Below are 24,805 nucleotides of genomic sequence, written 5' to 3' on the forward strand. Positions count from 1 at the left end.
TCTCGCGGCTCGCGGCGTTCGTGCGGCCGCGCGAATGCCTGTACCTGTATGCGCGGCAGGCGTCGTTCGACGCCGCGCAGCCGTCGCTCGCGCTGCGGCGCCGGCTCGGCGTGCCGTTCGAGACGCTCGACGCGAGCGCGATCCGTCAGCTCGAGCCCGCGCTCGCGCCGATCTTCACGCGCGGCGTGCTGTTCGTCGGCAGCTGGCATTTCTCCGATCCGTGCGGGTTCCTCGGCGAACTGTTCGCGCACCTCGCCACCGGCGGCGCGACGCTCGAACGCGCGCGGGTCGAACGGATCGAGCCTGCCGGCGACAGCGTGAACGTGCATGCGGGCGGCACGGTGCGCGCGTTCGATCACGTCGTCATCGCCGCCGGCGCCCGTTCGCGCGCCTTCGCGGCCGCGTGCGGCGACACGGTGCCGCTCGATACCGAGCGTGGCTACCACGTGCAGTTCGGCGCGCATGAGCCGATCGTCACGCGATCGGTCGGCTGGGCCGAGCGCGGTTTCTACATGACGCCGCTCGACGAAGGGCTGCGCGCGGCCGGCACCGTCGAACTCGGCGGCTTCGACGCGCCGATGAATCCGTCGCTCATCGCGCTGCTCACGCGTTCCGCACGCGAAGCCGTGCCGTCGCTCGGCACCCCGACGCGCAGCTGGCTCGGCTTCCGGCCGACGCTGCCGGACGGCGTGCCCGTCATCGGCCGCGCGCGGCGCAGCGCGCGGGTGATCCATGCATTCGGTCATCAGCATCTCGGCGTGACGCTCGCCGGCATCACCGGGCAAATCGTCGCCGACCTCGTCGCCCAGCGCGCGCCGCCGCTGGACCTCACACCGTACCGGGCCGCGCGATTCTGACGCGCGCCGCGACTTCCACCCCTGCAAGGAGGCATCATGAATCGTCGTAACTGGCTGGTATGGCTGGCCGTCTGCTCGATCGGTACGGTCGCGGCATCCGCTCAGGCCGCGGACCCGGAGACCATCAAGATCGGCTTCGCCGGCCCGCTGACGGGGCCCGTCGCGCGCGTCGGCAAGGATCTGCAATACGGCGCGCAACTCGCGCTCGACGAAGAGAACGCGAAACATCCGACCGTGGGCGGCAAGCCCGTGCGTTTCGTGCTCGACGTGCAGGACGACCAGGCCGATCCGCGCATCGCGATCCAGGTCGCGCAGAAGCTCGTCGACGACGGCGTGGTCGGCGTGGTCGGCCACTACAACTCGGGCTGCAGCATTCCCGCATCGGCCGTCTACCGGCAGGCGAACGTCGCGATGATCACGCCGGGCTCGACCAATCCGCAGCTGACGATGCAGGGCTTCAAGAACGTGTTCCGCACGATGGGGCACGACGGCGTCGGCGGCGTGGTGGCCGGCCGCTTCGCAGTCGAGCAGCTGAAGGCGAAGCGGATCGGCATCATCGACGATCGCACCGCGTTCGGGCAAGGGCTCGCGGACGCGTTCGAGAAAGGCGTGAAGGACGCGCACGGCAGCGTCGTCGGTCGCGAATACACGAACGACAAGGCCGTCGATTTTCGCGGCATCCTAACGACGATGAAGAGCAACAACATCGACCTGCTGTTCTTCGGCGGGCTCGACGAACAAGGCGCGATGCTCGTCAAGCAGATGCGCTCGCTCGGCATCCGTGCGCAGCTGTTCGGCGCCGGCGCATTGAAAAGCAATGCATTCCTGAAGATCGCCGGCACCTCGGGCGAAGGCACGCAGGATCTCGAACCTGGGCCGGCGCTCGACAAGCTGCCGTCGGCCGTCGCGTTCGCGCAGCGCTACAAGGCGCGCTTCAACCAGGACGTCGAGCTGTATGCACCGTTCGCGTACGACGCGGCGCTCGCGATGATCGCGGCGATCCACAAGGCCGATTCGACCGACCGCGCCAAGATCGTCGCGAGCCTGCCCGGCGTATCGGTCACCGGCGTGACCGGGAAGATCTCGTTCGACGAGCGCGGCGACCTGATCAAGCCGCCGTACACGCTGTTCCGCGTCGAACAGGGGCAGTGGCACAGCATCCGTACGGTCGGCGGCGCGTCGAACTGATCGACGCCGAGCAGTCGGCAGCAGGCGGCGTCACCGCGCCGCCTGCTGCCGCTGCACCTCCTGCGCTTTCATCTGCATATACGCGCCGCGCTCGACCTCGTGCAGTTGCTGCGGATACTGCTCGGTCGCGTCGAACCAGCGCGCGAGGCGCTGGTCGAGCGGCTTGTCGAGCGTCGCCAGATACGTATCGATCGCGAGGTAGTAGCGCATCGTGTTGCGCTCCAGCAGCCCGCGCACGCCGCCGATGTACTGCGGCTGCGCGGCCGATCCGCCACTGACGGTCGTGAAGCCGACCTTGTCGCTGCCGACGGTCGCGAGGTAAGTCTTCATCGCCATGCGGCCCATCGTGCCGAAGCCATACGAATACGTGAGATGCAGGAACGTGCGCGACCCGCCGACCGGCACGGCCTCCAGCGCGATCCGGTAATCCTTCGTGCCCATCGGGCCGCTGTCAGCCGTCAGGTCGACCTGGAAATAGTCGGGCGTCGCGGCCGCCACGCGATAGCGAAACTGCACGCGATAGGTGTCCGGCAGCTTCTGCTGGATCTTGCGGCCGAGGTTCACGTCGAGCACCGGGCCGTTGCTGCCGGTCGACGCATGGCAATACTTCGTGTTCAGGTGCAGGATCAGCACCGCGCACCAGTTCGCCGGGCCCTGCGCCGGATCGTCGAGCTGGCCGCTCACGACCGCGTACGGATAGTCGACCACCGCATAGATGTCGCCCTTCAGCGACGACGACGCTTCCGCCGATTCGAGGACCAGCGGCCGGTGAAACGCGTTGTCCTTCAGTTGCGGGCCGAGGCTGCGGTAACGCTCGAGCAGCGTCGCCGCATCGTCCGCGCCGAACGACAGCGCGCTCCAGCCGACGCACAGGGCCGCGACGAGCGCGTGCCAGGCGCGGCGAGCAAGCCTCGTGCCGCGCGGATGTCCGGATGTCTTCATTCTTGTGCTCCCGCCTGGCGCGCGAGGGTCGCGCACATGTGTCACAGAATACGCCTGGCCGCAGCGCAACATTGCACGCGAGCGGGCCGTTATCGGCTCCGCTTGACCGGCACCGGCAACTGCGCGGCGGTGATCCGGATCAGTGCCGACAGCCACTCGCGATCGTCCCAGCGCTCGCCGGAGATGACGAGATGCGGCTTCGCACCCGGATACGGTGGCCCCTCTTCGCAGTCACCGAGAAACGCGCGGCCTTCGGGCGTCGGCTTGACGAACAGCCGATCGTCGCAGACGAGCGCGGCCATCTTGCCGTCGCAATAAATACCGTATTCGCCGAACATCTTGCGCGCCGATACCGTGCCGGCCGCCGCCATCTGCTCGACGATGAAATCCACTGTGCTTTGGCTCGATGCCATTCGCTGCTCCCTGAAAAATGGTTATGACCCTGGCGTGCTCCGGACCGTTCCGCCTGATTGCGGATACGCTGCGGTGCGTCATCCGTTGGTCGGTGGAGCGCGCACTCAGGCACGTGCGCTCACGATCGCCCGCCCCTCCTGACATCCCTGACAGTTGCATTACGGCGCGGTGAATCGTCCAATAGCGCTTCACAAAAATTGTGCTTCGCCCACGTGCCGGGAGAGCGGCACGGGCTAGCCGACCGGATCACGGCGCGCCCCGAAGCATCTCTGCAAGGAATCCGATGAACGTACCCGACACATCCATTGCCGGCGCAACCGTCCCCGCCGTTCGCGACACCTGGCAACGCATCGAAGGCTGGATCGCTGCAGATCCGGCACGCCTGCCCGGCGGACTCAACGGGCCAGCCCCGGAGCACGCGATCGCCGCATTGCATGCCGCGCTGGGCGCGACGCTGCCGGACGACCTGCTGGAAAGCCTCCGGCTGCACGACGGACAAGTCGATCCGGACGCCGTCTTCGCCGATAGCGACGCCTTGCTGGGCGCGCACGAAATCCTCGCGCAATGGTCGATCTGGAACAAGCTCGTGTCCGGCGGCGACTTCGACGACATGACGTCCGACCCCGCCGCCGGCATCCGCGACGACTGGTACAACCTCAAGTGGATTCCGTTCACGCACGACGGCAGCGGCAATCATCTGTGCGTCGACCTCGATCCCGCGGAAGGCGGCACGGTCGGGCAAGTGATCCGGGTCTGGCATGACGACGAACAGCGCGAACACGTCGCCTCCAGTTTTGCGGAATGGCTCGCCCGCGTGGCTGCGGAGGGTGACGATCCGGCCGGCGCTTGAGCGGCCGGCGACCACGGAACAACGCGCGGCGCCGCGTCGCCGATTGCGACTGCGCCCCATCTCCGGACGCAGCGCCTACGGCACGACGCGGTTACTTGTCGGCCGCAAACGCGCTCGACATCTGGCGCGCCCGCTTCACATCGTCGCCGTGCAGGTAAATCGACGTCGTCGAGATCGACGCATGTCGCAGGTTGTCGCGCACGGTCGTCAACTCGGCGCCACGCGCCAGCGCATGCGTTGCATGCGTATGTCGCATCCAGTGCGGGCTCGCCTGCCGCAGCTTCTGCGCGAGCGCCGGGTTGTCGGCATCGACTTGATCGGCCGTCTGCGCGAAGAAACGCTGCATCACCTTCCACAGCCGCACGCTCGTGATCGCGGCTGCGCCGTCTTCCGCGAGGCTCGGGATCAGTGGCGTGTCGGGCCGCCAGCGCGACGGCGTGACCGGCAGCCGGCGCGCGACCAGAAAGCGGTCGAGGCCCGTGCGCGCAAGCGGCGGCAGCGCGACACGTGCGGCCTTGCTGCCCTTGCCGATCACCTTCAGCCACGCGTCGCCGTGCGCATCGGTTTCGATGTCGCCGAGCGTCGCGCCGACCAGTTCGCTCGCGCGCAGCCCGGTCGCATAACCGAAATCGAGAATGAAGCGCAGCCGTTGCGCGGCGGCGGGCGTCCAGCCCGACTGCGGCGCACCGGCCATCGTGCCCTTGCGGAACTCGAGCCCGTCGGCGATCGTGCGCACGAGCAGCCACTCGCCTTCGGTGAACGCATGCGACGTGTCGAGTGCGTTCGCGCCGCGCGTGTCGCGCACCTTTACGCCCGCGAACGGGTTCGCGAGCAGGTAGCGCTGCTCGATCAGCCAGCGGAACAGCGCGCCGAGCACCGACAGCGTATACGCGGCCGAGCGCGCGGACAGCGCGCCCGAGAACGGCCGCCAGTCCGGCGCGCCGCGCGGCCGCACGGGCCCGACCCAGCGCTCGTGTGGCGTCGGGCGCCGCACGAACGCGCGATACGCGACCGCATCCTCGGTCGTCAGCGATGACAGCGCGCGGCCGCGCTCGACGATCGCCCACAGGATCAGCCGCTCCGCCTCCTTCCGGTACGCCCGCCGCGTCGCGGCCGATTCGTGCAGCGACAGCCACGCGTGCACGGCCGCGTAGTCGTTGTCCGCATCGAGCGTGCTGGTCGCGCGCGGCGCGCGGAACGTGCCGGCCGAACCGTCGACCTCATGCGGCAGCTTCAGTTGCTCCCACGGCACGATGCTGCCGCGCGGCGTCGCCGCGATCAGCGCGCGCGCCCGTTCGGTCAGCTCCGGATGCACGGCGAAAAACGCCTCGATGTGCCGCGCACTCGCCACGCCGAGGCCCGCGATCGCACGCCACCACTGGCGCCGGCGCGGAATCCGCACCGTGAGATCGGCCAGCGTCGCGATCCCGTGCGCACGCAGCGCGACGACCGCGCGCGCGGGCAGCCACAGGCCGACGTCGTCGCTGATCTGCGGGACCGGCGCGCGCGCATGACGCAGCAGGCCGATCGCTTCGGCGGCAGCCTTCGCTTCCCGTAAACGCTCACCGTCGGAATGACCGAGTCGCTCCGCGAGATTGGGCCGGCCAACCTGCCGCGCGACGCGCACGAGGCGGCGCCGGATGCCGCCGATCACGCCGCGCGCCGAGCGCCCTTCGCCGAGACGATCGGGTAGGTAGCGCTCGACAGCCTGGCGCGCGGTCATGCCTGCGTACCACGCGCGCAGCGCGGCCAGTTCGTCGGCGTCGGGAAAGCCTGCGGGCGCAGGCGCGGAATCGGAAGAAGGCGGTGAGGCGAGGCGCGGTTTCATGCGCGTCAGTTTGACAGAAGCACGCGCGGCCGGATACGTCGCGCGTGGCGTTCCGGGCGTGATGCGCGGACGGGCGCCGAAGCGCGACACCGGATCGCTCCGGCATCGCGCCCACGCACATCGCATCGATCAAAACCCGTCAGCCCGTGACGGGCGTACGCCGCACTTCCGACAGGTAGATCAGGATCAGCGACACCCACACGATCCCGTACAGGAACATGAAGCAGGTCGTACGCACGCGCAGCAGGTCGAGCAACACGCCGAACAGGATCGGCAGCAGGAACCCGCCGAGCCCGCCCGCGAGCCCGACGATGCCCGTGACGACGCCCATGTTGTCCGCGAAATCGTCCGCGACGTACTTGAAGGTCGACGCCATCCCGAGCGCGAACACCGCGCCGAGCACGAAGGTCAGCGCAACGAAGCCGGCCACCGGCATCGCGACGTTCAGCGTCGCGGTGCCGTCGATCGTGTGGATCACGAAGTCGGTCGCCGGATACGACAGCAGGAACAGCGCGATCCACGCGACCCACAGCCCCCACCATGTGACCGCGTGCGCGCCGAAGCGGTCGGACAGCGCACCGCCGAGCGCGCGCAGCACCGAGCCCGGCAGCGAGAAGCCGGCCGCGAACGCCGACGCCATCACCAGCGTCATCCCGTATTCGCTCTTCAGGTACTGCGGAATCCACAGCGACAGCGCGGTGAAGCCGCCGAACGTGATCGAGTAGTACTGGCAGAGCCGCCACACGCGCGGGTCGCGCAGCACCTTGAACGAATCGAGCCACGAGCCGCCGCGCTTGCCGGCGCCCGGATCCGGTGCCGACGCGAACCAGAAGATCACCGCCGTGACGAGCAGCGCGACCGCATAGACGCGCGGCACGAAGCGCCAGCCGTACGCGTTGAGCAGCAGCGGCGTGACGAACAGGTTGACGGCCGCGCCGCAGGTGCCCGCGCCGAACACGCCCATCGCGAGCCCGCGCCGCTGCGGCGGGAAGAAACGCGCGACATACGGCGTGCCGACCGCGAACGACGCGCCGACGCAACCGAGAAACAGCCCGATCAGCAGGAACTGCCAGAGCTGCGTCGCGTAGCTGACGATATAGACGGGCACCGCGCACACGACGAGCAGCACCGTCATCACGATCCGGCCGCCGAAGCGGTCGGTCCACGTGCCGAGCGGCAAGCGCATCAGCGCGCCGGTCAGCACCGGCGTCGACGTGAGCAGACCGAATTCCGTGCTGTTCAGCCCGAGATCGGTGCGCAACTGCACGCCGAGCACGCCGAACATCATCCACACGACGAAACACACCATGAACGCGAGCGTGCTCGCGGCCAGCACCGACCATGCACGCAGCGGAATCGCCGGCACGCCGCCGGCCGGCACCACGTTACCTTGTTGTTGAGTTGCCATACGCCAAACCCCGTTTTACTGGACCAGCGGCCCGTTCGCGCCGTCGAATTCGACGCCTTCGACATGCGCTTCGCCCGCGAGAATCGCCACGTACTGCCGCATTGCCCGCTCCCGCACGCGTTCCGACAGGTACGCGGCGATCTGCGCGGCGGCTTCGTCGAACGGCACCGGGTCACCCGGCACGCGCCGCTCGATGCGCACGATGTGAAAACCGAAGCGCGTGTTGACGAGTTTCGGTAGCACACCGAGGCCGTCGGTGTCGAACAGCGCGGCCTCGAATTCCGGCACCGTGTCGCCGCGCAGCAGCTGCCCGAGGCTGCCGCCGACTTCCGCCGACGGGCAGTTCGACGAAGCGCGCGCGACCGCTTCGAACGTATCGGGCGCAGCCACCACATCAGCGAGCGCGGCTTCCGCGCGCTGCCGCAGCGGCGCGAGCGGCACGCGGTCCGTCATCGCGAACAGCACGTGGCTCGCATAGACGATGTCGTTGCGGCGAAAGCGCGCCGGATGCTGCGCGTAATAGCGCTCGCAATCCGCGCGATCGGGTTCGGGCACGTGCGTGAGCTCGCGGTCGAGCAACGCGTCGACGGCCGCATCGTCGAGCGGCACACCTTCGTCGAGCAGCGCGAGCGACACCGCGCGCTGCCGCAGCAGTTCGCGCACCGCGAGCGCGCGCCGTGCGGCGTCGAGCGGATCGGGCGCGTCGCCGTGATGCGCGGCTTCGGCCGCGACCGCGTCGTCATCGATCGCGACGCCGTTGATGCGCAGCGCGACCGGTGCTTCTGTGAGAACGTCGTTCATGGTGAACTCCTCAGCGCTTGCGCACGAGCTGGTACGGGCGGATCAGGTACGCGACCGACGCGATGCCGCTCCAGATGTGCACCATCCGCGTGAACGGCGACACGAGGAAGATCGTGAAGCCGAGCAGGATATGCAGCCGGTACGTCAGCGGCACGCCGACGAGCAGGCTCGCGATGTCCGGCCGGAACGTGACGACGCCCTTCACGTAATCGGTCAACTGCTCGAACATTGCGCCGTCCATGTGGCGCGTCGACAGCACGACGGTGCCGAGCCCCAGCGCGAGCTGCACCCACAACATCAGCACGATCAGGATGTCAGACTTGCGGCTGTTGCGGCGGATGCGCGGGTCGCCCAGGCGCCGCCAGATCAGGATCGTCAGCCCGATGATCGCCGCGACGCCGGCCGCCCCGCCCGCCACCATCGCGACGAGCTGGTGCCCGGACGCCGACAGGAACGGCGACACGAGCCAGTGCGGCGCGAGAAAGCCGCCGAAGTGCCCGAGCACGACGACCAGCACGCCCCAGTGGAACAGGTTGCTGCCGAGCCGCAGCATGCCGTGGCGCAACAGCTGCGACGAATCGCTTTTCCACGTGTACTGCTCGCGGTCGAAGCGGATCAGGCTGCCCAGCAGCAGCACGGCGAGACAGATGTACGGATAGATCCCGAACAGGAATTGATGCAGGTAATCGTTCATGGCTTTCCCCTGTTGGACCGACGCGCCTATGCGCGCGGCGCAGGCCGTTGATCGTAGAAGCGCACCGGTTCCTCCGCCGGCGTGGCCGCGCCGACGAAGCGCACGGCCTCGTCCGCATACGACGCGTCGAGCGCGCGGTAGTCGGCGGCGCTCGGCCGCTCGGCGGCCACGTCGTCCGCGGTGGCATCCGGCGCGTCGGCCGGTGCGAGGCCGGCCATCGGCAGCAGCGCACCGACGACGAAACCGTAATGGCTGCCGCGCTGCGCGAGCTGGCCGGCCAGCGCGCTCAGGATCTCGCCGGTTTCCGCGAGCAGCTTGCGTGCATCGGGCGCCGGCAGCCGCGACAGGTATTCGAGGAACACGGGCAGGTAGTCGGGCAGTTCGCCCTGGTTCAGGAACAGCCCGTTTCGCTCGTACATCTGCAGCAGGTCAACCATCGCCTGCCCGCGGTCGCGCGATTCACCGTGCACGTGCTCGAACAGGTACAGCGACGTCGCGCGGCCGCGATCGAACAGCCCGACGTAGTTCTCCTGCAGCGTCAGCAGGTCGCGCTCGCGCACGTACGCCAGGAACCGGTCGAGGCCCGCGCGCACCGCTTTCGGCAGGCGCGCGTGCTCGCGCAGATGCGCGTCGATCGAGTCGAGCGCGGCGACGAGCGACTCGTCGGGATAGTCGAGCAGCGCCGCGAGCGCCGCGTAGGTCGGATCGGGTGCGGTACTCATCATCGGGAAGCCTCGTGGATCGGAATCGTCTTGTTGCCCTTCCTCGGGCTGAACAGGCTCGCCTCGGAGCGGCCGTCCGAACAGCCGTTGCCGAACGAGAAGCCGCACGACGCGCGCAGGTCGTAGGCGTTCTCCGCGTACTCGCGGTGCGTGGTCGGGATCACGAAACGATCCTCGTAGTTCGCGATCGCGAGATAGCGGTACATCTCCTCGACCTGCGCGAGCGACAGCCCGACCTGGTCGAGCACGCCGCGCGCGTCGATACCGTCCACGTGACGCGCACGCATGAACGCGCGCATCGCGAGCAGCCGTTCGAGCGCGAGCTTCACGGGCGCCTCGTCGCCGGCCGTCAGCAGGTTCGCGAGGTAGCGCAGCGGGATGCGCAGCGATTCGACGTCGGGCAGGTAGCCGTTCATCCCGAGCTCACCGCTATTGGCGGCCGCGTTGATCGGCGACAGCGGCGGCACGTACCACACCATCGGCAGCGTCCGGTATTCCGGATGCAGCGGGAACGCGATCTTCCAGTCGATCGCCATCTTGTAGGTCGGCGAACGCCGCGCGGCGTCGATCCACGCGGCCGGCACGCCGTCGCGCTCGGCCTGCGCGATCACGGCCGGATCGTCCGGATCGAGAAACAGTGACAGTTGCGCTTCGTACAGATCCTGCTCGTTTTCGGCGCTGGCCGCCTCGCTGATCCGGTCGGCGTCGTACAGCAGCACGCCGAGATAGCGGATGCGGCCCACGCAGGTTTCCGAGCACACGGTCGGCTGGCCGGCCTCGATGCGCGGATAGCAGAAGATGCACTTCTCGGCCTTGCCGCTCTGCCAGTTGTAGTAGATCTTCTTGTACGGGCAGCCCGACACGCACATGCGCCAGCCGCGGCACTTGTCCTGGTCGATCAGCACGATGCCGTCTTCCTCGCGCTTGTAGATCGAGCCCGACGGGCACGACGCGACGCACGCCGGGTTCAGGCAGTGCTCGCACAGGCGCGGCAGGTACATCATGAAGGTGTTCTCGAACTGCCCGTAGATCTCCTTCTGCACCCCTTCGAAGTTGGTGTCTTTCGCGCGCTTCTCGAACTCGCCGCCGAGGATTTCTTCCCAGTTCGGCCCCCATTCGATCTTCTCGAGCCGCTGGCCGCTGATCACGGAACGCGGTCGCGCGACCGGCATTGCGCGCGTATTGCCCGCTTCCTGCAGATGTGCGTAGTCGAACGTGAACGGCTCGTAGTAATCGTCGATCTCGGGCAGGTGCGGATTCGCGAAGATCTGCGCGAGCAGCCGCCACTTGCTGCCGAGACGCGGCTCGATCTTGCCGTCGGCACGCCGTTTCCAGCCGCCGCGCCAGCGGTCCTGGTTCTCCCAGTCCTTCGGGTAGCCGATGCCCGGTTTCGTCTCGACGTTGTTGAACCACGCGTATTCCATCCCTTCGCGGCTCGTCCACACGTTCTTGCAGGTCACCGAGCAGGTATGGCAGCCGATGCACTTGTCGAGGTTCAGCACCATCGCGATCTGTGCGCGTACCTTCATGACGTTTCTCCTTCGCGGGCACCGTGTGTCACCGTGGCGGCTGCTTCGCCGTCGAGCCAGTCGATCCTGTTCATCCTGCGCACGATCAGGAACTCGTCGCGATTCGAGCCGACGGTGCCGTAGTAGTTGAAGCCGTACGCGAGCTGCGCGTAGCCGCCGATCATGTGCGTCGGCTTCAGCGCGATGCGCGTGACCGAGTTGTGGATGCCGCCGCGCGTGCCGGTGATCTCGGAGCCCGGCGTGTTCACGATCTTTTCCTGCGCGTGGTACATCATCACCATCCCGGAAGGGATCCGCTGGCTGACCACGGCCCGCGCGCACAACGCGCCGTTCGAGTTGTAGCACTCGATCCAGTCGTTATCGACCGCGCCGATCGCCTTCGCATCGTCCTCCGACATCCACACGATCGGGCCGCCGCGCGACAGCGTCAGCATCAGCAGGTTGTCCGTGTAGGTGCTGTGGATCCCCCACTTCTGGTGCGGCGTCAGGAAGTTCAGCACGCGCTCGGGGTTGCCGTTCGAACGCGTGCCGACCATGTGCGCGTAACTGCCCGTATCGACCGGCGGCTTGTACGCGCACAGCGATTCGCCGAACGCGCGCATCCACGCATGGTCCTGATAGAGCTGCTGGCGGCCGGTCATCGTGCGCCACGGCACCAGCTCGTGCACGTTCACGTAGCCGGCGTTGTACGACACGTGCTCGGATTCGATCCCGCTCCACGTCGGCGACGAGATGATCTTGCGCGGCTGCGCCTGGATGTCGCGGAAGCGGATCTTCTCGTCCGCGCGCGCGGCGGCCAGGTGCGTATGGTCGATGCCCGTGATGCCGGACAGCGCGCGCCATGCCTTCACCGCCACTTCGCCGTTGGTCTCGGGCGCGAGCGCGAGGATCACCTCGGCCGCGTCGAGCGCCGTGTCGATGCGCGGGCGCCCTCGCGCCGCGCCGTCGGCCACCTTGTAGTTGAGCTCGCCGAGCAGCTTCACTTCATCCTTCGTGTCCCAGCCGATGCCCTTGCCGCCGTTGCCGAGCTTGTCCATCAGCGGCCCGAGCGACGTGAAGCGCGCGTAGGTGTTCGGATAATCGCGCTCGACGACGGTCACATTCGGCATCGTGCGGCCCGGCACCGGCTCGCATTCGCCGCGCTTCCAGTCCTGCACGTCGAACGGTTGCGCGAGCTCGCCCGGCGTGTCGTGCGCGATCGGTGCGAGCACGACGTCGCGTTCGACACCCAGATGCCCGTCGCACAGCTCGGAGAAGCGCTTCGCGATCCCCTTGAAGATCTCCCAGTCGCTCTTCGATTCCCACGCGGGATCGACGGCCGCCGACAGCGGGTGAATGAACGGATGCATGTCGGACGTGTTCATGTCGTCCTTCTCGTACCACGTCGCGGTGGGCAGCACGACGTCCGAGTACATGCAGGTCGTCGACATCCGGAAGTCGAGCGTCACGAGCAGGTCGAGCTTGCCGCGCGGCGCGTCGTCATGCCACGTCACTTCCTCGGGGCGCTTGCCGCCCGTCGCACCGAGATCCTCGCCCTGCACGCCGTGGGTGGTGCCGAGCAGGTGCTTCAGGAAGTATTCATGCCCCTTGCCCGACGAGCCGAGCAGGTTCGACCGCCACACGAACAGGTTGCGCGGGAAGTTCTCCGGCGCATCCGGGTCCTCGCTCGCCATCTTCAGCATGCCCGCCTTCAGTTGCCGAGCCACCTCCGCACCGGCATGCGCGGGATCGCCGAGCGCCGCGCCGACCTTCAACGGATTCACCGCGAGCTGCGGCGCGGACGGCAGCCAGCCCATCCGTTCCGCGCGTACGTTGTAGTCGATCGGCGCGCCGTGAAACTTCGACTTGTCCGCGAGCGGCGACAGCAGCGTGGCCGGGTCCATCGGGTCGTAGCGCCACTGGTCGGTGTGCGCGTAGAAGAACGAAGTCGAATTCATCTGGCGCGGCGGCCGGCTCCAGTCGAGCGCGCCCGACAGCGCCGTCCAGCCCGTCTGCGGGCGCAGCTTCTCCTGGCCCACGTAGTGCGACCAGCCGCCGCCCGGCTTGCCGACGCAGCCGCACATGATCAGCATGTTCATGATCGCGCGGTACGACATGTCCATGTGGAACCAGTGATTGATCCCCGCGCCGATGATCACCATCGACTTGCCCTGCGTCTTGTGCGCGTTCTCCGCGAACTGCCGCGCGACCGAGATCACGTCCGCACGCTTCACGCCGGTGATCGCTTCCTGCCAGGCCGGCGTGTAAGGCAGGTCGTCGTCGTAGCTCGCAGCCACGTCGCGGCCGCCGAGGCCCTGGTCGAGCCCGTAGTTCGCGACGAACAGGTCGTAGACGGTCGCGACGAGCATATCGCCGTTGCGCGTCGCGATGCGCCGCACGCCGATCCGGCGCGACAACTCGGACGTGTGCTGCGTCGAATTGAAATGCGCGTGCGGCTGGTTGCCGAAGTACGGGAACAGCACGTCGACGACTTCGTCGTGCTCGGCCGTGCACGACAGCCGCGGCGCGAGTGCCGCACCCTTCGATGTCTCGCCGCGCAGGTTCCACTTGCCCTTGTCGGCGTCGTCCTGCTGCCCCCAGCGGAAGCCCACCGAGCCGACCGGCACGACGAACTCGCCGGTCGCGTCGTCGATCATCACGGTCTTCCAGTCCGGATGCGCGGCCTCGTCGAGCGCATCGTCGAAGTCGGAGGCGCGCACGAGGCGTTCGGGTACGTAGCCGTCGCCGTGCGGCACGAGGCGCACGAGGCACGGCATGTCGGTATAGCGCTTGCAGTAGTCGACGAAGTAGTCGCTCTTCCCGGCGAGATGGAATTCCTTCAGGATCACATGCCCCATCGCGAGCGCGAGCGCCGCGTCGGTGCCCTGCTTCGGGTGCAGCCACAGATCGCCGAACTTCGCGCCTTCCGAGTAGTCGGGGAACACCGACACGACCTTGGTGCCGCGATAGCGTGCCTCGACGAGGAAGTGCGCGTCGGGCGTGCGCGTCTGCGGGACATTGGAGCCCCACATCATGATGAACGTCGAGTTGTACCAGTCGGCCGATTCCGGCACGTCGGTCTGCTCGCCCCAGGTCTGCGGCGACGCAGGCGGCAGGTCGCAATACCAGTCGTAGAAGCTCAGGCACACGCCGCCGATCAGCGACAGGTAGCGCGAACCTGCCGCATACGACACCATCGACATCGCCGGAATCGGCGAGAAGCCGACCACGCGATCGGGGCCGTGCTGCTTCACAGTGTGGACATTCGCGGCCGCGACGATCTCGTTGACCTCGTCCCAGTTCGCGCGCACGAAGCCGCCGAGCCCGCGCCGGCTCTGGTACGAACGGCGTGCTTCGTCGTCCTCGACGATCGAGCGCCACGCTTCGACGGGCCCAAGCGTGCGACGGCGCTCCCGCCACAGCTTCACGAGCGCGCTGCGCACCATCGGATGCTTGAGGCGGTTCGCGCTATACAGATACCAGGAGTACGACGCACCGCGCGAGCAGCCGCGCGGCTCGTGGTTCGGCATGTCGGGGCGCGTACGCGGATAGTCGGTCTGCTGGGTTTCCCAGGTGACGATCCCGCCTTTCACATAGACCTTCCACGAGCACGAGCCCGTGCAGTTCACGCCATGGGTCGAGCGGACGATCTTGTCGTGCTGCCAGCGCATCCGGTAGCCGTCTTCCCATTTTCGGTCTTCTTCCGTGACGGCACCGTGTCCGTCGGAGAAGCGTGGCCTCGTGGTGGAGAAATAACGCAATCTGTCCAGGAAATGGCTCATGGGGATCTCGTTTTTCCGGTCTTTTGGCAGACCCTGATTATTTAAGGAGGTGAAATAGCGGATGTAAAGGTCGATTGAATCGCGATCGTTTCGCGCTTTTCACCGTGCTCGAATCGATTGTCGTGTGGATCGACATATCATGACTTGATACAAATCACGATATCGTTGATTCGGGCGAAACAACGAAACCAAATGGGGAGCGAGCAGCCTGCTATGCTGCGCACTGCATTCCCGCGTCATCCGTCCGCCGCTTCCCCGCATCACGTTGCGGCGGGCGAGATCCGCATTGAATTGCGCTGGACGATCCGGCCATCCGTATCGGTATTCGCTTCGGGATATCGAAGGTCGCGCGGTTCGTTCAGGGCATTTCCGGCCGTCGGTCAATAACACCTTTACCAACAAGAACCGCCATTTCATGACATCCCGCCTTCTCGCCGCGCTCGTTGCCGCGGCCTTGAGCTGTACCGCCCTGCCCGCCGCCTACGCGCGCACCTACGTCGCGCCGACCGCGTCGTTCGGAAAAGGCGCTTACGTTCACCAGTTCGTGCTGCGCGACCCCGTCACGCACCAGCCGCTGCCGAATGCGCGCTACCGGCTGTTCCTGCCCGGTCAGGTCATCGCGGGGCTGCCCGTCAAGCCGGATCAGCATGACAGCGTGATCTTCGGCACGACCGACGCGGCCGGGCGCACCGTCCGGGTCCGGCTGCCGAAATGGCATCCGGAGAAGCAGTGGGTGTTCAACCCGATCGTCGGCGACGGCGATCTGGGCGAATCGTTCCGGCTGGTCGAGCCGGGCGGCTCGGAACCGATCGGCCATTTCCCGTACGTGCTGGACGTGGAGAACGAATATCTCGCGTGCGGCTATTCCGATGCGAACGGCTACACCTACTACGCGCAATCGCGCACGCCGCGAAACGTCAATCTTTACGCCGGCGCGCTGGCCGGGACGGCCGACACCGACTGGTGCGCGGGCCCGGGTATGACCATCGCGAACAGCGCGAACGCCCCGGGTGCGCCTGACCTGTACACGCAATACCTCGGCAGCCTGGTCGCCAACGGCGACCGGATCAGCAGCGAATTGCGGCAGCAGATCGTCGCCAAGCTGCTGTCGCTCGCGATCGCCGAACGCGACGCGGGCCGCGTGGCCGCCGCGCTCGATCTAGACAGGATTCCCGACGATCGCCTGAACGACATCGGCTACCGGCTCGCCGACGCCGGCGTCGCGGTCGAGCGCGGGCTCGCGATGATCGACGCGCATCTCGCGGAATCGCCGAACGATGCGTATGCGCTCGACAGCAAGGGTTGGGCGCTGTATCGCCTCGGCCGCAACGACGAGGCACTGACGTGGTTCGACCGCTCGATCGCGATCTTCGCGAAAGACGGCGACACGGACAAGGACGCAAGCGAAGCCCATGCGACCGGGCTGACGCACAAGGGCGAAGTGCTGTGGAAACTGGGCCGCCAGGATGAAGCGCGCGATGTGTTCGCGCAGGCGCGGAAGGTTCAGCCGAAGAACGGGGAGTTGGCGGAAACGTTGAAGCGGCTGAACGTGCAGGCAGGCCCGGACAGCGCGGCGGCGCCCGGTACAAGCGGCACGTAACGGTATGTGTCGCGAGCCGTGATCGTCGGGACAACGCCGGTCACGGCTTGCATGGATTGTCGCGGGACAGCATGTAGACGTTCCCGGACGCATTCGCCATCGCATGACCGTTGGCGACGAAGCGCTGCTTCGTGTTCGACATCATCGCAGCAATGATCTTCGACTGATTGATACCTGGCTGCCCCATCAGCTTCCTGACGCATTCGAGCGAACGGAATACGCGCGTCAAGCCTTCGACCGCGCGAGTGCGCGTATCGCCGTGCGTCATGAAATCGCGCTGCGCGGCCGCATAGCGCCGCATCGCCGCGCGCTGCACCGGGTCCGCGTATTGATCGTCGATATATTTCCTGACGTCGTCGCGGATACCGTCACCTTGCGAATCGATGCCGCCGATCGTATCGGTGAAATCCGTCGAGTGATCGCCGTAGCGGTCCGCGGCCGAGTGCTGCGCGGGTGCGCCGGAAGCGCTCGCCGCCGATGCATCGGACGACGCATGCGAACCGAAGCCGGCCGGCGCCGCCGTTCCGGCCAAAGACGATACAGGCAGCACGGCCACGCCGATGACGACGCCGACCGCCGCAAGGTCCCTCGTTTTCATTTTTATCGTGCGCTCGTTGTTGTTGTCGTTCTTCGAGCACTATAGCGCCTGCGCGCATTCCTTCAAGGATAGATGCAACGTAACGCGTCACTCCTCGCCTTTCGCACCCGGGTTGAGCATCACGACGAAGCCGGCCACGCCGACGACCAACGCGATCGCGCCGCCGCGCAGCGCCGTCGTGCTGTCGAACAGCAGCCCCGACACGACGGCCATCATTCCCGCGAGCGACACGAACACGGCGATCGCCGCGACGACGATCCGGTACTGGCGGCTTATCATCGCGCACCCGCCGCGTCAAGCAGCCGCAGCGGCGGCCGCGACGTCGTCATCGTCGCCGCGAATCAGCAGCACCGGGCACTTCGAGCCGCGCACGAAGCGCTCGGCGACGCTGCCGAGCAACACGCGCCGGATCCCGCGCCGCCCGTGCGTGCCGACCACCGCGAGATCGCTCCCGCATTCCTTCACATAGCGCTGCAGACGTTCCGCGATGTCCTCGCCGATGCTTTCGGTCTCGACGAGTTCGGCCTCGCCCTTCGCACCGGCCAGCGCGAGGATCTGCTCGGCTTCGCGCAACACCTTGCGCCCGTCGTCGCGGATTTCCTCGACCAGTGCGTGCGGGTCGAAACGGCCTGCGTAGGTGAACAGCACCGACTTGTCCACCACGTACACGACGCTGACGTGCGCGTCGCCTGCCAGCGCGACCTTCACTGCCTCGGCAAGCGCCTGTTTCGATGAAGCGCTGCCGTCGACGGCCACCATGATCTTCTTGTACATGCGAACCTCGCTGGGGTGATTTGCCGCGCGTCTGATCGCGCGCGGCCTGTCACCATCATCGGCGGATGGCTCGTTCGAATGTTGATGCCGATCAAGTCGCGCCGGCATTCGAGCTGCGACCAGCCGACGCAGGGCGCCGCCCCGCGCCGGAGGCCTTTGCATCATCGTGCGTGCGGCGCGCGGTACTTGTGCTCGTCGAACCCGCTGTCCCGCAACCACGCGCTGGCGACCGCGTTCACGTCCTGTCCCGCGAACGGCAGCACCGTATCGGGTTGGGCGCCGTGACGATAGTTCGGCCCGGTGAATTCGGGATCCGCCGCATAGCCGAAGTACGTGTTGCCGCTCCACACGAGGTTCGCGTAACTGCCTTGCGGATTCTTCGTCCGGAAAATCGCGCCGCTGTCCGATGCGTTGTAGAAACGGTTGCCCGTCACCTGGAACGCGTTCGCGTAGCTGAGGTTTTCGACGATCGGCGTGATCAGGCCCGGCGTGCGCGTGATCACGACGTTGTCGCGCACGACCGAATCGGCCGATCCCGCGGCGGACACGATCCGCCGCTTGTCGTTCAGGCTCAGGTTGTTCTCGACGATCGCCCCCGTCTCCTGCGCGACGTGGCCCAGCCCGTCGGAACCGCATCCGCAGAACAGCATCAGCCCGCCGTCGTTGTCGTGGCTGAAGTTCGCGGCCACGCGCGTGTTGCGCGTGCCGAGATCGGCGTCAAACGCCATCCCGTCGCCGGCCTCGATATTGTTCTGCAGCCGCACGCCGTTGACTTCGTTGTAGCGGAACAGCGCATCGTCCGTATTGATCGCCCACGCACCGGCGCTGTTGCCCGGCGCACGCATCCAGACGTCATACAGGTGATTCGCCTCGACCTGCGGCGCGGTTGCCGTGCGAACGATGATGCCGTCGCCGCCGACGTTGTGGATCAGGTTATTACGGAACACGACGCGCGTCATCGGGAAATAGTCCGTCGCTGCCTGCGTGGCCGGATTCGTCAGGTAGGCCGAATTGCCCTTGTACGGCGGATAGTCGCCGCACGGCGCGCCGCCCTCCCGGCACATCCACGCGGACCGGGTCGACAGCGCGACCGCGTCGACGTTGTAGATCTCGCTGTTCTCGACCGCGATATCGTCGAAGCCGGTGCGCTTCTCCTTCGTGCCGACGACCTCGTTGTCGCGCGTCACCTCGAACAGCATCCCGCCGGTCGTCTTGTACGACCCGACCGTATTGCCGGCGACGTCTTTCAGATAGCCGCGCACGTGATGCACGTACACATCGTCGACGTGATAGTGGCTGCCCGTGCCGTAATCCTCGAGCCGCACATACAGCCCAAGGCGCCCGCCGGGCGTCGTCGCATCGTTGGTCAGCTCGAGCGAGCGGATTTCCCAGTACTGGGTGTTGAAGAGATAGATGGCCGCGCGGTTCACGGTCGGGTTGTCCGACTTGCACAGCGAGTAATAGCCGCTGAACCCGCTCGGCGTCTTGTGCTGCTCGGTGATCGACTGGTCGGGGTCGGCCGCCGCATCGGCGCAGCCGGCCGCGATGACGGGGCGCTGCGCCTTCGGGTCGCCGTACGCGTCGACGACGATCGGTGCACCGGCCGCGCCGGTACTGCCGGGTGCAGGCGTGAAGCTGCCCTCGCAGGTCGTGCCGCGCTTGAAGCGCACGTGCATGCCGGGCGTGAGCACGATCCGGTTCAGTGTCGCGAGATCGTGGATCGGATTCGCGGCGGAGCCGAGCGTCGCGGGCAATCCCGTTCCGTTCGAACCGAGCGAGCAGTCGACATGCAGCGTGCCGGGCGTCTCATCGGCCGCCTTTTCGGCCGCGGGCGCAGCGGCAAGCTGCTGCCCGGCCGCGACGCCGTCCGCCGATTCCCCGCCACCGCATGCTGCGAGCGCGCCGATCAGCGGCGCTGCGACAATCTTCCAGTGTTTCAAAGTCAGTCTCCCGAAATAGGGCATTCGTGATCCGGCACCGGATCGACCGCAGGTCGATCCGCGTGCCGGCCGCTCATTCCGGCAGCCGGTTCGTCGATACGAACCGGCGCCCCCTCCTCGCTTGCCGCGGGCAGCAGCCCCGCCCGCTCGGCCAGCGCCCACAGGCCGGCTGCCGCCGCGCCGTCGATCGTGTCGACGGGCGGCCAGCCGAACAGCGATGCCGCATGCCGGTAACGCGCGCATAGCGCGGCGTCGCCGATCAACATCGGTCGCAGCGCGTCGTCGCCGGCCGCACCACCCGGGCCGCCGTCTTCGGCGGCCAGCCCCGCGAGTTCATGACCGATCAGCACGCCGGACAGGTAGTCGGCCTGCTCGTCCGGCGCCAGATCGCCGGCCAGCAGCCGCGCGCGGCTGCCGAAAATCGTCGCGAGCAGCCCCGTCGCATGGCCAGCCTGCGCGGCGCGCACGCCACACTCGAATGCGTCGCGCGCGAATCCGCCCGACGGCCGCATCGTTCGGCCGAGCAGGCTGTGCGTGCACAGCAGCGCGTACAGTTCGCCCGTCATGAACGTGCGGAAGCGCTCGATGCGCGAGCCGAGCACGGCGACCCACTTCGAATGCGTGCCCGGCAGACCGATCCACCGGACCGACGCCGAACCGTGCGCCGCACCACCCGCCTGCAGCGCGCCGAGGATTTGCGTCTCCTCGCCGCGCATCACGTTCGCCAGCTCGCCGCGCTGGATCAACCCAGGCACGATGTGGACGGTCACGCCACGCCGCGCGCGCACCGTCTGCAGCGATGCGCCAAGCCGCGCCGCATCGATCGGCACGTCCGCATACGGCGCCTCGCGCCAGCCCTGCGTGCTGCCGACCATGCCGGCCGCGACAACCGGCAGTGCCGGCCACGCATCGAGCCAAGCGCCGCACACGTCGTCGAACGCCGCATCGCACGCATCGGCGATCGTGGCACCGGCGCCGCCCAGCTGCATCACGCCCTTCGGTGCGGCCCGCTCGTCGAGCACCGTCTGCGCATCCGCCATCAGGTACGCGCGCAGCGACGTCGTGCCCCAGTCGAGTGCGATCAGGCGCGGCACCGGCGTGTGGCCGCCAGGCCGTGGTATTGCATCTTGCATAGGATTCCTCTGTTTGACGGTTGCGGCTCGATGCTTCGTCAAGCCGGTATCAGAAGAGCGTCTCGATACCCGCGTAGACGCCCGTCTGCCCGTGCCCCGGCATCGGCGACGCACCGAGCCCGTTGCCGTTGCCGAGCCCCGGCGACTGCGGGTTCACGCCCAGGTTCGCCCCCGCGCTGTTGAACACGTGCGCGGCCGTCGCATACAGGAACGTGCGCTTCGACAGGTCGTACATCGCGCCCAGGCCGATGATCGTCGAGCGCCCTTCGCCGCTGTGGTCGGCGGTCCACTGGCCCGCGTCGATCTTCATCGAATAGACGGCGCTCTGCAGATGCAGGAACGGCGTCGCGTCGTACGTCACGCCGCCCCAGTAGTAGTTCGCGGTGCGCGACAGGCCGGCCGGCGTGTCGGGCGCGCTGTAGCGCGTATAGCCGAGCTGCACCAGCGCGGGGCCGAAGCGGTCGCGCACGCCGATGAACGCTTCCTGCGACGCGGTGAACAGGTTGTCTTCGCGGCCGTACTGGTTACGGATCTCGTTCCAGATGGCGCGCACCTCGAAGTCGCCGTGCGTGTAGGCCACCGTCGCGCCGTCGGACAGGCCCGTCGCGCCCACGTTGTTCGGCGAGCCGCGCAGCCAGCCGTTCGAGCTGTTGCCGAGGTTCGCCTGCAGCGCGAACGAGAAGCCGCCGAACTTCGGCGATTCGTAGCGGATCCCGTTCGACAGCTTCGGGCCGTTCCGGTACGACGTCAGCGACTCGACCGAGTAGTTTTCCTCGAGCAGCGGATCGTACGACCAGATATAGCTGTTGATGAACGAGCCCTGCCCGAGCCGCAGGAAGCCGTAGCGCTCGTTCCTGAAGCCGACCCACGCGCCACGCTGGAACAGCACGCCGCCGCCGTAGTTGCCGTTCGCCGCATTGATCGACGATTCGAGCCAGAACACGGCCTGGTTGCCGCCGCCGAGATCCTCCTTGCCGGTGATGCCGAGGATGCTCGTCCCCCAGTCGTTGCCTTCCGAGAAGCGCGATCCCGTCGAATGCGGGCCATTCTGCACGCCGCTCAGGTACTGCACGTCGCCGCCCACACGCCCCCACACGGTGACGCTCGATTGAGCCTGCGCCACGGCCGGCACCGCCAATGCCAGCGCCGCGATCCACCCATACTGTCGCATCAAGATCTCCTCCTTATTTTCGTTCACGTCTCGCCTGATTGGGAAAACGCTTTCCCTCTACGGCAAAAAAATTTCGCGGCGGTTGTCGTGCGTCGTTTTCCGTTATATCTCCGACGGAATGCGCGCGTGCTATGCTCGCGAAAAAGGGAAAGCGCTTTCATTGTCGGCGCGCAGTTGCGCATTTTCAAGAAAATTCTGGCCCTCCAAGGGATACTACCGAGTCCGATCGCGCGGCATGCCTCCGATGCCGCCGCACGGTCGCCGCCGCCGGCGCGCATGCTATGCTCGCCGGCAAAATGCACTGACACTCACTTTCATCGTGGCCAAGATCAACGAAGTCGCCGCCGCTGCAGGCGTCTCCATCGGAACCGTCTCGAAGTTCATCAACAAGACGAAGCGCTTCTCGCCCGACGTCGAGCGCCGCATTGCCGAAGCGATCGAGCAGCTCGGCTACGAGTCGAACCCGCTCGCGCGCTCGATGGCCACCGGCCAGACGGGCGCGGTCGGCGTGGTGATCCAGGACATTCTCAACCCGTACTTCACCGCGATGGTGAAGGGCGTGAACCGGATCGCGCAGCGCAACGACTTCGTCGTCCTGATCGTCGATGCCGACGAGAACCGCAAGGGCGAACGGCCGGCGCTGACGAAACTCAGCCGGCGCGTCGACGGGCTGATCCTGAACACCAGCATGCCCGACGACGACCTGCGCTGGACCGCGAGCCTCGGCAAGCCGGTGGTCGCGGTCGGTTCCGCGCCGCGCGACGGCCTGCTCACGCTGTACTCGGATCCGGTCCGCGCCGGCGAGATGCTCGCGCAGCACCTGCTGATGGAGAAATACCAGCGCTTCGCATACATCAGCCTGCCCAACGCGCGCGGCGACGACGAACGCCGCGCCGGCGCCGAGCAGGTGCTCGCGCGTGCCGGCCTGCCGCTGCGTACCTTCAGCGTGCCGCGCGCGACGGTTGCCGACGGCGAGCGCGTATGCGCGTCGGTGATGCTGTCGGCCGAGCCGCCCGATGCGGTGATCTGCTACAACGACATGATTGCCGCCGGCTTCATCAAGGAAGCCGAACGGCTCGGCATCGCGATCCCGCACGACGTCGCCGTGTGCGGCTTCGACAACCTCGAACTCGGCAAGCTCACGTCGCCCACGCTGACGTCGATCGACACCGAAACCGAGCGCGCGGGCGAAGTCGCGATGACGACGCTGCTCGACGCGCTCGCGGGCAAGTCGCCCGATCCGCATACGATGCTCGATGCGCGGCTCGTCGTGCGCGAATCGACGGTGCGGCCGCGCGACGCGCGCCGCCGCTGAGCGCTTGCCTCTTACTGCCTGATCAACGCGGCACGGCCGCGACCGCGTCACCCAGCCACGCGCGCGCGACGCAATGCTGCTCGAGCCCGGCCACGCCCGGGCGCGTCTCGAACAGGCTGCCCGCGAGCGGCCCGCGCAGCAGCCCGTCCGCACTTACGTTGACCGATGCGGACGTGACGAACAGCGTCGCGCGATCGGCACCGCCGAACGCGACGCTGGTCGGCCGCTGCACCGGCATCTCGACGACCCTGTCGAGCGCGCCGTCCGGCGCATAGCGATGCAGCCGCCAGCCATCCCAGATTGCCGACCACACGCCGCCTTCCGCATCGACCGCGAGCCCGTCCGGCACGCCGCGTGCGTCGCCGAACGTCGCGAACGGCCGCGCATTCGATAACCGTGCGGCATCGACGTCGAAGTCGTACGCGAAGATCGTGCGGCGGCCGGAATCGGTGACGTACATCGTCGAGCCGTCCGGGCTCCAGCCCATCCCGTTCGCACATGCGAAGCCGGCCACCGCGACGCGCGACGCACGCGCATGCGCGAAGCAATGCAGATCGCCGGGGCCGTCACCGTCGTCGGCCATCGTGCCGACCCAGAAGCGGCCGCGCGCATCCACCGCGCCATCGTTGTAGCGCAGCGACGGCCGTGCATGGGCGGCGTCGGCCAGCCGTTCTAGCGTGCCGTGCGCGGGATCGAACAGGTGCAGGCCGCTCTTGAGCGCGACGAGCAGCCGCCCGTCGTCGACGCTCGCGACGCAACCTGCCAGCTCCGGCAACAGCCAGAAGCCTGTCTGCCCGTGACCGGGCGTGTAGCGATAGAGCGCGGTGCGCTTGATGTCGATCCAGTAGAGCGACGCCGAGCGTTCGCACCAGAGCGGGCCCTCTCCCAGGATCGCGTTCGCGCCCTGTACCAGTTTTACTGTCGTCATCGAAATTCTGTTTTTATGCATGCGTTCGGCCGCCCGCCAGTACGGCGGACGGAACCTGCCGGCCGGGCCGGACTCAGAGCGCGCGGCCCGCGTCGTCGAAGAAGTGCGCGTGCCGCATGTCGACGCGCACGCCGACCGGCTGCCCTGCCGCGACCGTGTACGCATCGCGGTTCTGCCGCACCGACAGCGGCCGGTCGTGGCCCGCAAGCTCGACATAGACGATCGTCGCGTCGCCCAGGTGCTCGGCGTGCGTGACGCGCCCGTCGAGCCCCGTGCCGGGCGCGCCGACCGTGAGGTTCTCGGGCCGGATACCGAGCTGCAGCGAACCCGACGGCCATGCGCGCGCGGCGTC

Annotated in this window: 22 protein-coding genes; 5 read left to right on the forward strand and 17 right to left on the reverse strand. The window is 67.5% G+C overall.

Going from position 1 to position 24,805, the window contains the following annotated elements; genetic code table 11:
* On the forward strand, positions 1 to 857 hold an 857-nt coding region (locus G3O06_RS36725; protein ID WP_205819085.1), incomplete at its 5' end, for an FAD-dependent oxidoreductase.
* Between the two features lie 36 nt (positions 858 to 893).
* The gene (locus G3O06_RS36730; protein WP_174969656.1) at positions 894 to 2,045 is read left to right on the forward strand and encodes a branched-chain amino acid ABC transporter substrate-binding protein; all 1,152 of its coding nucleotides are present in this window, start codon (positions 894 to 896) and stop codon (positions 2,043 to 2,045) included.
* Between the two features lie 30 nt (positions 2,046 to 2,075).
* Here G3O06_RS36730 and G3O06_RS36735 read toward each other — a convergent pair whose 3' ends face one another.
* On the reverse strand, positions 2,076 to 2,987 hold the full coding sequence (locus tag G3O06_RS36735) for a hypothetical protein (RefSeq protein WP_174998390.1): 912 nt from the start codon (positions 2,985 to 2,987) through the stop codon (positions 2,076 to 2,078).
* Positions 2,988 to 3,076: 89 nt separating this feature from the next.
* Positions 3,077 to 3,400, reverse strand: coding sequence for a TfoX/Sxy family protein (locus tag G3O06_RS36740; protein ID WP_174969692.1), 324 nt, complete (start codon positions 3,398 to 3,400; stop codon positions 3,077 to 3,079).
* Between the two features lie 284 nt (positions 3,401 to 3,684).
* Between G3O06_RS36740 and G3O06_RS36745 the strand changes: the two genes are divergently transcribed.
* Entirely contained in the window at positions 3,685 to 4,251 is a 567-nt protein-coding gene (locus tag G3O06_RS36745; RefSeq protein ID WP_205819086.1) for an SMI1/KNR4 family protein, read from the forward strand.
* Between the two features lie 91 nt (positions 4,252 to 4,342).
* On the opposite strand, the gene G3O06_RS36750 is transcribed toward G3O06_RS36745, so the two are convergent.
* From G3O06_RS36750 to G3O06_RS36780, 7 genes are all read right to left on the reverse strand, one after another.
* Positions 4,343 to 6,079: a phage integrase family protein gene (locus tag G3O06_RS36750; protein WP_205819087.1), complete on the reverse strand. Its 1,737-nt coding sequence runs from the start codon at positions 6,077 to 6,079 to the stop codon at positions 4,343 to 4,345.
* 139 nt (positions 6,080 to 6,218) lie between these two features.
* Positions 6,219 to 7,487 carry a nitrate/nitrite transporter gene (locus G3O06_RS36755; protein WP_205819088.1) on the reverse strand — a complete coding sequence of 423 codons (1,269 nt, stop codon included), beginning with the start codon at positions 7,485 to 7,487 and terminating at the stop codon, positions 6,219 to 6,221.
* Positions 7,488 to 7,502: 15 nt separating this feature from the next.
* Positions 7,503 to 8,288, reverse strand: a complete 786-nt coding sequence (locus tag G3O06_RS36760; protein WP_205819089.1) for a peptidylprolyl isomerase — start codon at positions 8,286 to 8,288, stop codon at positions 7,503 to 7,505.
* Positions 8,289 to 8,298: 10 nt separating this feature from the next.
* On the reverse strand, positions 8,299 to 8,982 hold the full coding sequence (gene narI / locus G3O06_RS36765) for a respiratory nitrate reductase subunit gamma (protein WP_205819090.1): 684 nt from the start codon (positions 8,980 to 8,982) through the stop codon (positions 8,299 to 8,301).
* Positions 8,983 to 9,008: 26 nt separating this feature from the next.
* Positions 9,009 to 9,704, reverse strand: coding sequence for a nitrate reductase molybdenum cofactor assembly chaperone (gene narJ / locus G3O06_RS36770; RefSeq protein WP_205819100.1), 696 nt, complete (start codon positions 9,702 to 9,704; stop codon positions 9,009 to 9,011).
* Entirely contained in the window at positions 9,704 to 11,233 is a 1,530-nt protein-coding gene (gene narH, locus G3O06_RS36775) for a nitrate reductase subunit beta (protein WP_205819091.1), read from the reverse strand. Before narH ends, narJ begins: the two co-directional genes overlap by 1 nt.
* Entirely contained in the window at positions 11,230 to 14,994 is a 3,765-nt protein-coding gene (locus tag G3O06_RS36780) for a nitrate reductase subunit alpha (RefSeq protein WP_205819092.1), read from the reverse strand. Before G3O06_RS36780 ends, narH begins: the two co-directional genes overlap by 4 nt.
* A 415-nt stretch (positions 14,995 to 15,409) precedes the next feature.
* Here G3O06_RS36780 and G3O06_RS36785 point away from each other — a divergent pair, with 415 nt between their 5' ends.
* Positions 15,410 to 16,594 (forward strand): tetratricopeptide repeat protein, encoded by a 1,185-nt coding sequence (locus G3O06_RS36785; RefSeq protein ID WP_205819093.1) that lies wholly within the window; start codon positions 15,410 to 15,412, stop codon positions 16,592 to 16,594.
* Positions 16,595 to 16,634: 40 nt separating this feature from the next.
* Here the strand turns inward: G3O06_RS36785 and G3O06_RS36790 are convergent, their stop codons facing one another.
* From G3O06_RS36790 to G3O06_RS36815, 6 genes are all read right to left on the reverse strand, one after another.
* A complete protein-coding gene (locus tag G3O06_RS36790) occupies positions 16,635 to 17,192 on the reverse strand; it encodes a hypothetical protein (protein ID WP_205819094.1) in 558 nt (185 codons plus the stop codon).
* An 87-nt stretch (positions 17,193 to 17,279) separates the two neighbouring features.
* Entirely contained in the window at positions 17,280 to 17,471 is a 192-nt protein-coding gene (locus G3O06_RS36795) for a DUF2964 family protein (protein ID WP_205819095.1), read from the reverse strand.
* A gap of 15 nt (positions 17,472 to 17,486) precedes the next feature.
* Positions 17,487 to 17,966 (reverse strand): universal stress protein, encoded by a 480-nt coding sequence (locus G3O06_RS36800; protein ID WP_174980441.1) that lies wholly within the window; start codon positions 17,964 to 17,966, stop codon positions 17,487 to 17,489.
* Between the two features lie 161 nt (positions 17,967 to 18,127).
* Positions 18,128 to 19,906: a right-handed parallel beta-helix repeat-containing protein gene (locus G3O06_RS36805; protein WP_205819096.1), complete on the reverse strand. Its 1,779-nt coding sequence runs from the start codon at positions 19,904 to 19,906 to the stop codon at positions 18,128 to 18,130.
* A 2-nt stretch (positions 19,907 to 19,908) separates the two neighbouring features.
* On the reverse strand, positions 19,909 to 21,039 hold the full coding sequence (locus tag G3O06_RS36810; protein ID WP_205819097.1) for a 2-dehydro-3-deoxygalactonokinase: 1,131 nt from the start codon (positions 21,037 to 21,039) through the stop codon (positions 19,909 to 19,911).
* Between the two features lie 49 nt (positions 21,040 to 21,088).
* Positions 21,089 to 22,210 (reverse strand): porin, encoded by a 1,122-nt coding sequence (locus G3O06_RS36815; protein ID WP_174980444.1) that lies wholly within the window; start codon positions 22,208 to 22,210, stop codon positions 21,089 to 21,091.
* Between the two features lie 319 nt (positions 22,211 to 22,529).
* Here G3O06_RS36815 and G3O06_RS36820 point away from each other — a divergent pair, with 319 nt between their 5' ends.
* Positions 22,530 to 23,525, forward strand: coding sequence for a LacI family DNA-binding transcriptional regulator (locus G3O06_RS36820; protein ID WP_254608018.1), 996 nt, complete (start codon positions 22,530 to 22,532; stop codon positions 23,523 to 23,525).
* Between the two features lie 22 nt (positions 23,526 to 23,547).
* On the opposite strand, the gene G3O06_RS36825 is transcribed toward G3O06_RS36820, so the two are convergent.
* Together G3O06_RS36825 and G3O06_RS36830 are read right to left on the reverse strand one after the other, a co-directional pair.
* Positions 23,548 to 24,453 (reverse strand): SMP-30/gluconolactonase/LRE family protein, encoded by a 906-nt coding sequence (locus G3O06_RS36825; RefSeq protein WP_205819098.1) that lies wholly within the window; start codon positions 24,451 to 24,453, stop codon positions 23,548 to 23,550.
* Positions 24,454 to 24,526: 73 nt separating this feature from the next.
* The coding region (locus G3O06_RS36830) for a TOBE domain-containing protein (RefSeq protein WP_205819099.1) at positions 24,527 to 24,805 on the reverse strand (279 nt) is incomplete at its 5' end.

This window comes from Burkholderia sp. Ac-20345 (genome assembly GCF_017104825.1).
GTDB lineage: Bacteria > Pseudomonadota > Gammaproteobacteria > Burkholderiales > Burkholderiaceae > Burkholderia > Burkholderia lata_B.